Source organism: Flavobacterium nitrogenifigens (assembly GCF_003254565.1).
Classification (GTDB): Bacteria; Bacteroidota; Bacteroidia; order Flavobacteriales; family Flavobacteriaceae; genus Flavobacterium; species Flavobacterium nitrogenifigens.
Genome location: NZ_QJRI01000173.1, coordinates 136809 through 149436 on the forward strand (window position 1 = coordinate 136809; position 12628 = coordinate 149436).

Annotated in this window: 17 protein-coding genes; 5 read left to right on the plus strand and 12 right to left on the minus strand. The window is 33.9% G+C overall.

Annotation, left to right across the window (positions count from 1 at the left end; translation table 11 throughout):
- Nucleotides 1–23 precede the first annotated feature (23 nt).
- On the minus strand, nucleotides 24–479 hold the full coding sequence (locus DM397_RS10780) for a DinB family protein (protein ID WP_111377537.1): 456 nt from the start codon (nucleotides 477–479) through the stop codon (nucleotides 24–26).
- Nucleotides 480–558: 79 nt separating this feature from the next.
- Between DM397_RS10780 and DM397_RS10785 the strand changes: the two genes are divergently transcribed.
- From DM397_RS10785 to nadD, 4 genes are all read left to right on the plus strand, one after another.
- Nucleotides 559–906: an arsenate reductase family protein gene (locus DM397_RS10785; protein ID WP_111377538.1), complete on the plus strand. Its 348-nt coding sequence runs from the start codon at nucleotides 559–561 to the stop codon at nucleotides 904–906.
- A gap of 104 nt (nucleotides 907–1010) precedes the next feature.
- The gene (locus DM397_RS10790) at nucleotides 1011–1871 is read left to right on the plus strand and encodes a YicC/YloC family endoribonuclease (protein ID WP_111377539.1); all 861 of its coding nucleotides are present in this window, start codon (nucleotides 1011–1013) and stop codon (nucleotides 1869–1871) included.
- Between the two features lie 96 nt (nucleotides 1872–1967).
- Nucleotides 1968–2540, plus strand: a complete 573-nt coding sequence (gmk, locus tag DM397_RS10795; RefSeq protein WP_111377540.1) for a guanylate kinase — start codon at nucleotides 1968–1970, stop codon at nucleotides 2538–2540.
- A gap of 108 nt (nucleotides 2541–2648) precedes the next feature.
- Complete coding sequence (gene nadD, locus DM397_RS10800) at nucleotides 2649–3230, plus strand: nicotinate (nicotinamide) nucleotide adenylyltransferase (protein ID WP_111377541.1); 582 nt, start codon at nucleotides 2649–2651, stop codon at nucleotides 3228–3230.
- A 187-nt stretch (nucleotides 3231–3417) separates the two neighbouring features.
- Here nadD and DM397_RS10805 read toward each other — a convergent pair whose 3' ends face one another.
- From DM397_RS10805 to DM397_RS10855, 11 genes are all read right to left on the minus strand, one after another.
- Nucleotides 3418–4887, minus strand: a complete 1470-nt coding sequence (locus tag DM397_RS10805) for a nicotinate phosphoribosyltransferase (RefSeq protein WP_111377542.1) — start codon at nucleotides 4885–4887, stop codon at nucleotides 3418–3420.
- Entirely contained in the window at nucleotides 4884–5345 is a 462-nt protein-coding gene (locus DM397_RS10810) for a nucleoside 2-deoxyribosyltransferase domain-containing protein (protein ID WP_111377543.1), read from the minus strand. The genes DM397_RS10805 and DM397_RS10810 overlap by 4 nt, the downstream gene beginning before the upstream one ends.
- Before the next feature lie 2 nt (nucleotides 5346–5347).
- Entirely contained in the window at nucleotides 5348–6079 is a 732-nt protein-coding gene (locus DM397_RS10815) for a metallophosphoesterase family protein (protein WP_111377544.1), read from the minus strand.
- A 2-nt stretch (nucleotides 6080–6081) separates the two neighbouring features.
- The gene (locus DM397_RS10820; protein WP_111377545.1) at nucleotides 6082–6921 is read right to left on the minus strand and encodes an ADP-ribosylglycohydrolase family protein; all 840 of its coding nucleotides are present in this window, start codon (nucleotides 6919–6921) and stop codon (nucleotides 6082–6084) included.
- Nucleotides 6922–6940: 19 nt separating this feature from the next.
- Nucleotides 6941–7489 (minus strand): RNA 2'-phosphotransferase, encoded by a 549-nt coding sequence (locus DM397_RS10825; RefSeq protein WP_111377546.1) that lies wholly within the window; start codon nucleotides 7487–7489, stop codon nucleotides 6941–6943.
- Between the two features lie 41 nt (nucleotides 7490–7530).
- A complete protein-coding gene (locus DM397_RS10830) occupies nucleotides 7531–8037 on the minus strand; it encodes an O-acetyl-ADP-ribose deacetylase (protein WP_111377547.1) in 507 nt (168 codons plus the stop codon).
- A 10-nt stretch (nucleotides 8038–8047) separates the two neighbouring features.
- Entirely contained in the window at nucleotides 8048–8575 is a 528-nt protein-coding gene (locus DM397_RS10835) for an NADAR family protein (RefSeq protein ID WP_111377601.1), read from the minus strand.
- A 125-nt stretch (nucleotides 8576–8700) separates the two neighbouring features.
- Entirely contained in the window at nucleotides 8701–9534 is an 834-nt protein-coding gene (prs, locus tag DM397_RS10840) for a ribose-phosphate diphosphokinase (protein ID WP_111377548.1), read from the minus strand.
- A 74-nt stretch (nucleotides 9535–9608) separates the two neighbouring features.
- Nucleotides 9609–10301 (minus strand): NUDIX hydrolase, encoded by a 693-nt coding sequence (locus DM397_RS10845; protein WP_111377549.1) that lies wholly within the window; start codon nucleotides 10299–10301, stop codon nucleotides 9609–9611.
- 110 nt (nucleotides 10302–10411) lie between these two features.
- Nucleotides 10412–10780, minus strand: a complete 369-nt coding sequence (locus DM397_RS10850) for a PKD domain-containing protein (protein WP_111377550.1) — start codon at nucleotides 10778–10780, stop codon at nucleotides 10412–10414.
- Between the two features lie 68 nt (nucleotides 10781–10848).
- On the minus strand, nucleotides 10849–11754 hold the full coding sequence (locus DM397_RS10855; RefSeq protein WP_111377551.1) for a LysR family transcriptional regulator: 906 nt from the start codon (nucleotides 11752–11754) through the stop codon (nucleotides 10849–10851).
- A gap of 85 nt (nucleotides 11755–11839) precedes the next feature.
- Here DM397_RS10855 and DM397_RS10860 point away from each other — a divergent pair, with 85 nt between their 5' ends.
- Nucleotides 11840–12601 carry a type 1 glutamine amidotransferase domain-containing protein gene (locus tag DM397_RS10860; RefSeq protein ID WP_162615479.1) on the plus strand — a complete coding sequence of 254 codons (762 nt, stop codon included), beginning with the start codon at nucleotides 11840–11842 and terminating at the stop codon, nucleotides 12599–12601.
- The last annotated feature ends 27 nt before the right edge of the window (nucleotides 12602–12628 follow it).

Here is a 12628-nt window from a genome sequence, read left to right on the forward strand (position 1 = left end):
CTTAAAAAGCGGTTTTTTTTTATTTAAACCAATTTTCGTAAAGCCATTGCAACTCCTGTGTGAAGACCTTCATGATAATTATTAAAATCTAAAGCCCCTTGAATATTTTTTAGCGTATAACCTAAGCTTGTTGCATATTCGGTATAATTGACAAAGATCTTGTTCTCAAAATCATTAATCGTTTGTAAAAATGTAGATGACAATAACGTTCTGATTTCATCAACCTCTGCTTGCGAAACATCACCTTCCGGTTTTGTTCCTTTTCTGTATTTTGCAATAAATTCCTCAGAAACCATAGTAGGCAAACCTGATAATTTATAAACCAACACTTGTTGCGAAGCCACACAGTGTGCAACATTCCAAATTAAATTATTATTAAATCCGTCTGGGATTTTATTCAATTGTTCTAATGAATGACCATCTAAAATTTTCAAAAGAACTTCTCGAATTGTTTTTTGTACTTCAAATACTGAATTCATAATTACATTTTTTTTCTAAAATTAGTCATTTTTAAGTTTCAAATGGATTTTCTTTGCATTCTAACAAATTCATAAAATAATGAACAAAATATATTATTTATCGTCTTGCGACACTTGCAGAAAAATCATCAAAAGTTTACCTGAAAACAATTTAGTCTTTCAAGACATCAGACAAGATCCAATTACAGAAGAACAATTGGAAGAAATGCACAAACTTGCAGGAAGTTACGAAGCATTATTTAGCAGAAAAGCACAGCTATACAAATCGATGGGACTAAAAGATCAATCTTTGACTGAAGCCGATTTTAAGAAATACATTTTGGAACACTATACTTTCTTAAGTCGCCCAGTTTTTATTATTGATGGCAAAATTTACATCGGCAACAGCCAAAAAAATGTAGCCGAAGTAATAAATGCTTTAAGCTAAATAGCTATTTTCTTTTCTGTTAAACTGAAAACTGCGACTGAACACTAATTTCCAATCAAATAGAGCAAACTTTTATTTATCTTTGCGCCTTTATACTCAATTATATGATACAATCTATGACAGGGTTTGGCAAAGCTTCTTTGCAATTGCCTACAAAAAAAATTACCGTTGAAGTAAAATCCCTAAACAGTAAAGGTTTAGATTTGAATGTAAGAATGCCATCTGTTTACCGCGAGATGGAACTTGGTTTACGAACTCTTATTTCGACTAAACTTGAAAGAGGCAAAATTGATTTTGCGATCTATGTAGAAAGCACTGCAGAACAGACTTCAACTAAAGTAAACGTACCTGTTGTAAAAAATTATATCGCACAGTTGAAAGAAGTAAATCCTGATGCCGACGAAACTGAATTAATGAAAATGGCCGTTCGTATGCCAGACACATTAAAAACAGAACGTGAGGAAATCGACGAAAATGATTGGGAGCAAATTCAGACAATTATTGACGAAGCACTTCAAAATATTTTAAATTTCCGTAAAGACGAAGGAGAATCTCTTGAAAAAGAATTCAATTTAAGAATTGGAAATATTCGCCAGTACATGAACGATACACTGGCACTAGACCCAGAGCGTATTCAAGCTATTAAAGACCGTTTACAAACTGCAATTTCTGAATTGCAAGTTAATGTAGACGAAAACCGTTTTGAACAGGAATTAATCTACTATTTAGAGAAATTAGATATCACAGAAGAAAAAGTACGTTTAGGAAATCATTTAGACTACTTTATAGAAACTTTAAACGGTTCTGAAGCCAACGGAAGAAAACTTGGTTTTATCACTCAAGAAATGGGACGTGAAATCAATACGATGGGTTCTAAATCAAATCACGCGCAAATGCAGAAATTGGTCGTAATGATGAAGGATGAATTGGAGAAAATTAAGGAACAGGTTTTGAATGTTTTGTAAACGCTATAAGCTTTAAGCAGTAGGCTATAGGCAACAAAATACCGCACAAATATTAAAGCTTAAAGCATATTGCTTAAAGCCTAAAGCACAACAATAATGAACAAAGGAAAATTAATTGTTTTTTCGGCACCCTCAGGCTCAGGAAAAACAACTATCGTAAAGCATTTACTTGGGAAAGAAGATTTAAACTTAGAATTTTCAATCTCTGCAGCTTCACGCGACCCGCGCGGAGAAGAAGTCCACGGAAAAGATTATTATTTTATTTCGCTGGAACAATTCAAAAAACACATTAAAGCAGAAGAATTCCTAGAATGGGAAGAAGTCTATCGCGATAACTTCTACGGAACTTTAAAAGCAGAAATCGAAAGAATCTGGGCAATGGGGAAAAACGTAATTTTTGACATTGATGTTGCCGGCGGTCTTCGTATTAAACATAAATTTCCAGAACAAACTTTAGCCGTTTTCGTAAAACCGCCGAGTGTTGACGAATTAAAACGTAGATTAAAACAGCGTTCTACAGAGAGCGAAGATAAAATCAATATGCGTATTGCAAAAGCTTCTGTTGAATTGGCAACTGCTCCTCAATTTGATACCATTATCAAAAACTACGATTTAGATACTGCTAAAGAAGAAGCATATCAATTAGTGAAAGAGTTCGTAAACAAGTAATTTTATTACGCAAAGATTCACAAAGACAAACACGAAGATTCGCAAAAGGTTTTTTAAACTTTGCGAATCTTTGTGCTATCTTAGCGATTCTCTGTGAAACTATAAAAAATGAAAATAGGTCTTTACTTCGGAACATATAACCCTATACATGTTGGTCATTTGATCATTGCCAATCACATGGCTGAGTTTGCAGATTTAGATCAGATTTGGATGGTGGTAACGCCACATAATCCGTTAAAAAAGAAATCTACTTTATTAGACGACCAGCAGCGTCTACAAATGGTTTATCTGGCAACAGAAGATTATCCGAAGATAAAACCATCGGATATTGAGTTTAAACTACCTCAACCAAGCTATACAGTAGTCACACTAGCTCATTTACAAGAAAAATATCCAACTCATGAGTTTTCATTAATTATGGGTGAAGACAATTTGAAAACGCTGCATAAATGGAGAAACTACGAAGTAATTCTTGAAAATCATGATATTTATGTATATCCGAGAATTTCTGATGAACCTGAAAATGTAGAGTTAAAATCGCATCCAAAAATTCATGTTATCGATGCGCCAATTGTAGAAATCTCTTCGACTTTTATTAGAAACAGCATTAAAGAAGGCAAAAATATCCAGCCATTATTGCCACCAAAGGTTTGGGAATATATTGATCATAATAATTTTTATAAGAAGTAAGATTATCAAATTTGAATTGCCTCCAGTTTTAACTGGAGGTTTCTTATTTACAAAAGGAGGAGGCTTTAGCCAAATTGCGATATTTTGGCTAAAGCCGAACCAAGGCCTTTATTTTTACCCTCCAGTTAAAACTGGAGGCAATTCACAAAAAAAGCCTGAATTTAAAATTCAGGCTTTCGTTTTACAATTAAGCTTCGATACTCACTTCGCTTTTCACTCTCGTTCTGATTTCACTCAGCGATTGATCAATCAAAAGTTTTCCATCTCTGAAAACTTCTTTCAATTCACCTTGTTTTTCTTCTTCCCAAGAAACATTATCAGTTAAATGATACTTACCGTCGATTAAATCAATTTTCATCAATCCTTTAGCAGATTTTTTCGTTCCGTCATCAGTAATTGGGTCTTTGAAGATTGCTCTTCCCTCTCCGTTTACTTCTCCATAAGTTGCTTTCATCGCAAATCCGAAAGTATCTCTGGTATTATATTGATAGGTAAAAGATCCGATTCCTAAAACCACATTGGTAGAAGCAAATCCTTTTTCTTTTAATCTTTCGCAGATTTGAGTTGCTCTGGCTACTGTAATACTATCTCCGTAAATAGCTCCGATTTGCGGAACCAATTCTTTGAATCCTTTCGCATTTGTTGTTCCGCCAAAAACATCCCAAAGCAATTCGATAACTCCTTTTTTCTCCTGTTCTGTTTTTCCGTTTGGATTTCCGCAGATAATATCAACAGGATCACCACTATCAGGACGAATTACGACTTTTCCTTCTCTTGAAACGATATCTTCTCTTAATCTTGGAAGATAATCCGTTAAAACTTTCCATAGATCCCAAGTATCAGAAACGATAGAAACAATTCCTTTAGGATAAACTTCAGTAATTAATCTTTTAAAAGTCTCATATTCGCCTTCCGTAGTTCCCATACACATAACAGAGTGCTCTGTTGCTGCAACTGAACCCGCAACCAGTTCCTGATCTGAGTTGGCTTTGTAATATTCTTCTAAGAAATCAATTGCCGGAATAGTATCAGAACCTGTGAAGTTTAATAAATGTCCAGCAGCAGAAGTTACAGCAGCTTCGATTCCGCCCATTCCTCTCATAGAGAAATCGTGTGCTTGCCAATCTACAAATTCTGGAACAGATGAAGTCTGATCTGCATATTTATCTAAAACTTTTCTATACTCTTTTGCAATTGTAGCAGAGTTACAAGGAAGCCAGATTACAGCAGATAGTAAAGTTTCGAAATAATTGGTCAGCCAGAAAAACTCTGGAATGGTATTATACATCGTAAACATTGGCACTCTCAACGGAACGCTTGCTCCTTCTGGCAAAGCTTTAAAAACCATCGGAATATATCCTAAATCATGCAAATCTTCAATATGTTTAGTTCCAACTTGGTTTTCGCCTAAATAATTATTGATTCTGCGAGCGTATTTTGCCACAACTTCTTCTTTTGATTTTTTAAAGAAATACTCTTCAAAGTCATGAATAATATATTTTTTGATGAAATACTGCAATCCGAAAAACACAACTTCATCAACTTCTTCTAATCTAGATTTACGAGGAGTCCAGTTAGAATATACTAATGTTGTTCCGTCTGGATATTGTCTTCTGTGGTCAACTTTGTAACCGTCGGTTAATAATAGTGGGTTCATATATTTTTATTTAATAAATTTTGAATCAACTCATCTAATGTTTTAAATTGTTGTACCGAATATCTTTCGCATACAATATCTATATTGCCTTTTCGCCAGAAATTCTCTTCAACAACTACTTTCATTTTATTCGATTGCGCATAAAGTCCAAACTCTAGCAACGATATTGGCGACATTGTATTTTCTGCAAAATACATGATAACAATATCTGCTTTTTCAAGTGCATCAAGTTCCCAATTTACCTGTTCCTTAAAATGAATATTTTCTATGGTTTGTGACCAGCTGCTATCCCATTCATTTCTTCTGGGATTAAAAACAACAAATTGATCTTGCAGCAATTCTTCGCATTTTTTCTGCCAATCAACCGCTTTATCCATCTCTATAGAACCTGCTAAGAAAATGGTTTTTAAATCAATTTGCAAGGGAATTTCTTCTGGTGCTTTATAAATTTTCTTCATGACTATTTATTTCTTCCTTTTTCATTTGGATAAAATGTCTGTACTGCATCACTTTGCCAAAAGACTTTTGTTTCAACATCCAAACAAGTTAATTTACCATAAAAACCTGCTCCTGTATCAATATTCCAAACATTGCAACCTTGCATCGGAATTTCAACATCATAATGCAATGTTGGCGTGTGACCGATATAAATTTCATTAAAAAGCAATAATCGTTTTGGATATGAAAGCGAATCTTTTTGAATTCTTTTATCCATTGTCAAAGCCATTTCCCAAAGTGTTCTATCCCATGAATAATTGGTTTTGTAATGTTCTTTCTCTGGACCATGCATAGATGAAAACCCAGCATGAATAAACAAATTGTTATTTTCGTCTACAAAGTAATCTTTCATTCCGTTGAAGAATTCAAGATGCTTTTCTTTATCTGAAGAATCAATTCCTTTATAACTTTCTATAGTCGATTTTCCTCCGTGCAAAAACCAAATGTCATTTACAACATCATTCTCTAACCATTCCTGACACCAGGCATCATGATTTCCTTTTATAAAAACACATTCCTGCTTTTGAGATAAATCAATAAGGAAATCAATTAATTGTTTCGATTCGCTCCAACCGTCAACATAATCTCCTAGAAAAATAAATCGGTCCTTTTCTGAATAATTAATTCTTTCTAATAACTGAATTAAAGCTTTTAATCCGCCATGAATGTCTCCAAAAACTAAGGTTCTTTTCATGATTAACTAAACTTGTTATTCAGAGCTACATCCAGTTTTATTAGAAAATCTTTTCCAAATTTATCGTTCTCTAATTCTTCGTAAAGAAATGATGGTAATGTCTTCTCACAATTCTGTTTCTGACTTAAAATTGCCATAGACAATGCTGCAACGGTATCGGTATCTCCGCCGTAACTTATTCCTGTTTTTAGGCAATCTTTCATCGAAACAACTTCAGAAACCATTTTAATTACCGCTTGCGTGGTTGGATAGCCATGCATATCAATTGGAGAAGTTATTCTATAGTTTTCATTTTCTTTTAAAGTCTCGTTCAGAAAATTTGTCAAAGTAGATCCATCGCCAAGATTATATTTAAAATAATGAACTGCCAACGCAATACGTTTAGCACAGGTTATTCCTTCAACCGTATTATGCGAAGTTTTCGCCTGAATCTCACAGAACTCGAGTATTTGTTTGATATCTTTTAAATGTCCAATTGAATACGCTCTCATTGCAGAACCATTTCCGCTGCTTCCATTGTCGATTATTTTGATAAAATCGGAGCCATTTTTACTGGCATCTAAGGCATTGTAAACTCGGTCTGAATAACCGCGTCTTTTATCTCTATGAAATACCTCAACAAACTTATCTGCTACTTTTATCTCGTTCCAATTATCATCTTCAAGCAGCAATTCTGAAATCGCAATTGCCATTTGAGTATCATCAGTATATTTTTTATAAATCTCTGTATACATTCCGTGTTTATCATACTGAGTCAGATTGTTGTTTTTAGAAATAAAATCTAAATCCCTAAACTCAAAACCTGCTCCGTATGCATCGCCTATTGCTGCTTCTAAAATCATAATTGTTGTGTTTGATTATTTAAGATTTAAACTCGATATACTTTGCTGGAACTTCATCTGTCAACCAAACATTGTTTTCAGACAAATAAAATTTGAATCCGTCTCTGTACATGGCACCGCTTCTAACGGTTAAAATTTGTGGAACTCCTCTTCTACTTCCCACTTTTGTTGCGGTTTCTTTGTCTTTGGAAAGATGCACATGCTGACGGTTCATTTTTTTCAAACCTTCTTTCTGAATACTTTCCATGAATTTTCCAACGGTTCCGTGATACAGATATTCTGAAGGTTCTGTTTCGGCTAAATTCAATTCAACCGAAATTGAATGTCCCTGACTTGCACGGATTCTAGTTTTATCTTCGTTATAAGCGAAACGCTTTTTATCGTTATTTTCGACTACGTAATCTAAAAGTTCGGCATCGAGACGATTCCCTTTTTTAGTACATTTTTCTATTAATTCATTGACATCTGCCCAACCGTTTTCGTCTAATTTTAATCCGATTTTTTCTGGCGAATGTCTGAGCACCAAACTCAAAAATTTGCTGACGCTCTTTGCTATATTTTCATTCATGATTATTTTTTTTCTACCTACGAAATGTTCCGATGGAACATCTACAAAAGGCTTTTGTAAATCTTGTAATTTTCATCATCGAAACAGACAAATATTACCTTTTCTATTTCATTTGATTTATCGAAATCTTTTACAGTTCTTACTGCGATTTCTGCGGCTTTATCTTTTGGAAAATGATAAATTCCAGTACTTATATTCGGAAAAGCAATAGATTTAATTCCATTTTGAGTGGCTAGATTCAAACTATTTGTATAGCAATCAGCTAGTAACTTAGATTTTTCTTCTTTATCTCCATTCCAAACTGGTCCGACTGTATGAATAACATATTTTGAAGGTAGATTTCCCGCTGTTGTTATAACGGCTTCACCTGTTTTACATCCTCCCTGCTTATTTCTAATTTGGACACATTCCTCTAAAATTGCTTTTCCTCCTTTTCTGTGAATCGCTCCATCAACTCCGCCTCCGCCCAATAACGAAGTATTGGCAGCATTGACAATCGCATCAACCTGAATTTCTGTTATATCCGCTTTAAGAAGTTCAATTTTCATTTTCCAAGTTTTATCTCAATTCATCCCTAACCTCCATCAAAGCAAAACCTAAAAGATTCAAACCTTTCCACTTCTCAGGATTTAACGCCTCTGTATGATCGCTTGCCATTCCAATTCCCCAAATTGGATCTACGGGACTTGCTTCTACAATCACTCTATCGTTTGTGCTTAAAAGAAAGGTTTTCAATTCTTTATTTTGGTCGAATTTGTGAAAGTTCCCTTCTTTTACGATTTCAAATCGGTTTTCTAACCAGATTTTATCATCGTAGTTTCTCACTTTACGGCCTAATTTTTTGGCTTCGGCAGGTGAATTGCATTTTATGATTTTTTCTAAAATTTCCTGATCCTTAAACAATTCAGCCTTTTTTGCCATCATCCAATGTTCGGCTGTTTTGTAAGTCACACCATTAACTTCAAAAGAGCTTAACCACCATTGGCTGAAACAGGTTTTGGTAATCATTCCGTCTTTGCTTGGCTGATGTCCCCAGAAAAGTAAAAATTTACTTTCTGGAGCTATAGTATCTATATTGTATTTCATTTTCTTTGTTTTTTGTTTCAAGTTTAAAGTTTCAGGTTTTTCACTGAACTTGAAAACTGTTTTTAACTTGAAACAGTTAGCTTTTTTTTGTTTCAGGTTTACGTTACACAGAGGACTTGAAACATTTAAACTAATTGATCTAATCCAATCACTTGAACACTATCACCTTCAAAATCTTTAAAAGAGTTTGTGGTAAAAATTCCATCGAAGCAGTTTAAAACTTCAAAACCTTTATTGAAAATTCCGTGGCTTACAGATAAGTATAATTTTCCGGCATTTTTCTTTTTTAATTCTTCAGCTAATCCTACGAAAGTTCCTCCTCCATCGCAGATATCATCCACAATTAAACAATCCATTCCTTGCAAATCATCTTCATACACTTTAAAACCAGATAGTTTTCCTGTTTTAACATCTCGGCTTTTACTGCATTCTACCACTTCAACTCCGCCTAAAAACTCAGATACTTTGTAGATTTTTTTCAAAGCGCCTCCATCTGGAGAAATTAGTTTTACATCATTTCCAATGTTTTCTAAAACTGCTTTTATAAAAGTATAATTCGGAATCACTGTACTATTATTCAACAAAGCTGGAGTAACCTCAGAGTGGGCATCAAAAACAAAAACTTTGTTCAGCTGCATTGCATTTATAATATCAGCATACACTTTTACAGATAGCGGTTCGCCAGGAATCATAACACGATCTTGTCTAGCAGCTGGAAAGTACGGAATAAAAAGATCGATAATCTTCACATCCATTCTGCGTAACGCATCTACTGTAACGCATAATAAACCTAAATCGTTGAATGAATTTAATCTATGTGTAATGGTTACTTTTCTATTGGCATCAAAATCTGGAGCAATTTTAATGTGTGGTTCTCCACCAGAAAATGTAAAACTTTGAAATTTGATTTCTTCCTGATTTTGAAATGGAGCGAATTTTGGGTCGAGATTTAGTATCATGGTTTTTTATTTTGCGTTAATTATACGCAAATGTAGAATTAAATTTTAAATAAACAATTTATTTTGTGTAAAAATTACGCAAACTTTATTTCGAAGTGAAAGCCTTTATCAATTAACTCATTATATTTCAATTTATTAAACTTAAAAAGCTTTGCCGGACGTCCTGTTTTAATTGGCGAAAATTTTTCTGTTTCTTCTAAAATACCATAGCTGAGTATTTTTTTTCTGAAGTTTCTGCGGTCTATTTCTTTTTCTAAAATCGTGCAGTAAAGGTTTTCAAGATCTGAAAACAAGAATTCTTCTGGAAGTAAATCGAAACCAATTGGTTCGTATGTCAATTTGGCTTTAAGCCTTTCTATTCCTTTTTCTAAGATCAAATTATGGTCGAATGCCAAAGGTGGAATTTCATCTATCTTAAACCACTGTACTCGTTCGGCATCTGTATCAGCTTTAATTTCCAAATTCGAAGCATCAACTAAAGCATAATACGCTACTGAAATCACACGATTTCTGGAATCTCTATGGATATCATCGCCAAAAGTGTACAATTGTTCCATAAAAGTCAATTGTACATTGGTTTCTTCATGCAATTCGCGAATAACAGCGTCACTTAAAGATTCATCATTTTGAACCAAACCACCAGGCAATGCCCAATATCTATCCGCTGAACCAAATTTCTGCTCAATCAATAGTACATATAAATCATTATTCTTGTATCCAAAAACAATCGCATCTACAGCAATTCTAATATTTTGTAATTTTTCCATAATCCTAAATCCTATCAAACAAATATAACGAATGAGGACCAACTTTGTAATCTATGCTTGCGCAATAAATTACAAAGTTGGCCCTCATTACTATTTTTACAAGCGGTATTTTAGTTGACCGTTACACTTTTCTTTGGACTAACAGTACAACTTCCGCCATCTTTTTTTAGCGTTACATCAGCTTTTACTTCAAAAGTTCCCGCGGTACTATAAGTATGTGATACAGCTCCGGTCGAAGTATTTATGGTTTCTGTTTTTCCATCGCCAAAAGTCCATTTAACAGAAGCTACTGTATTGCTACCACTGTATTTTATGGAGTAGTTAATTATTTTCGAATTTGTTCCATCTGCCGAATGCTTTAATTCTGTTAATATTGAGTCTCCAAAACAATCTACAATTGCTTCATCGTCACTTTTACTGCAAGAAATAATTGCAAAAAAGAGCATAGGAAACATCAAAATAGGCATAATCTTTTTCATAATCGGAAATTTTTAGTGGTTTATATATCAAAATTAGTCTTTTATGCTATAAGAACAAATGATCGAAATCATAATCTATTTCCAAAAAACAGTTTTAACTCCTTCTCAATAATATCAAAAAACGACTTTACATTATTATTTTTTGGCGCCAATAAATACACAAACTCTTCTGGAACATGAAAGCTATTCCAAACTAACTGCAGTTTATTTTCTTTAATGTAATGTCTTGCGTTGCAATTCCAAGTTGCGGCTATTCCTTCATTTTTAGCCAAAAGTCTCAACATTTCAGATTCTGAAGGTATAATGTAATTAGGAACCATCGATGGCCTTTTTTTATTAAAAGCATGCAACCAGAATAATTTTATGTGTGGAATGCGTGCATCGTGACTATACCATTTTTGTGCATTCAGCCATTGTTCAATTTCAGTAAAATTATCTGATTTTAATTTCTGACGAAACTCTGTTATATCTAAACTTATTGGAGCAACTAAAATCAGTTTGATTTTTCCAACAATTTCATAAGTCGTATCAAAAGTGTCAAATCTTTTGGTTGTAATGGCAAAGTCAAGTTTTTTAGCATCAACTAAGGCAAAAAGTTCGTCGTTTTCTGCAAAAGTAAAATCAATTAAATCAAACTTTGAAATTAAAAGATTGCCAACACAGTCAAAAAGATGTTTCGAGATTCCAACAGAAATTAATCGATTAGCATCTTCTGCTTTAGCTCTGAAACTGGTTTCGACACTTTCGAGCCTGTCAAGAGCGTCTATAATCAAATTATTCAGTAACTTAGCGTATTCGGTTGGTTCAACGCCTTTTGATTTCCGGTTAAATAATTTATTTCCGACGTGCGCCTCAAGCATTGAAATCTGCTGACTAACCGCAGGCTGACTCATAAATAATTCCTTCGCAGCCACTGAAAAATTACCGTTTTTGTAAACTGCCTTAAAAGTTCTGTACCATTCTAGATTTACCATGACATAAATTTATTTATAACAAACATAGTTTATTTTATTTTTACTGATATCACATTCGACGTAAATTTGTTCAAAATTTAATATTATGAAGAAAATAGCACTATTCGCAATAACTGCATTTACAGCTGTAAGCATTTCAGCTGAGGCTCAAAAATCAAACAAGAAGAGTATGAAAAAGGTATTATTTGTTGTTACCAGCAATGACAAACTGGGCAATACAGGAGAAAAAACAGGATTCTGGTCAGAAGAATTTGCTGCACCATATTATGAATTATTAGATCAAGGAGTAGAAATTACAATTGCGTCTCCGCTTGGAGGCCAACCACCAATTGATCCAAAAAGTGCCGATCCAGCTTCGGCAACTGAAGACACAAAACGTTTTGACGCTGATAAGGTTTTACAGGAAAAACTAAAAAACACTTTAAAACTTTCGACAGTAAACCAAAAAGATTACGATGCTGTATTTTATCCAGGAGGCCACGGTCCGCTTTGGGATTTAGTCCAAGATAGAAATTCTATTGCTTTAATCGAATCTTTTTACACCCACAATAAACCGGTAGCGTTTGTTTGTCACGCTCCTGCCGTTTTAAAAAATGTAAAAGTAAACGGCGAATATTTAGTAAAAGGTAAAAAAATAACCGGATTTACAAATGACGAAGAAGAAGCGGTTGGTTTAACTAAAGTAGTTCCGTTTTTATTGGAAGATGCTTTAGCTTCAAACGGCGGAATTTTTTCTAAAGGACCAAACTGGCAACCTTACGCTGTTGAAGACGGGCTTTTGATTACAGGTCAAAATCCAGCATCGTCTAAATTAGTAGCCGATAAATTATTAAAGAAATTGAATTAAAAAAGGACTAAGGGACTGAGATGCTAA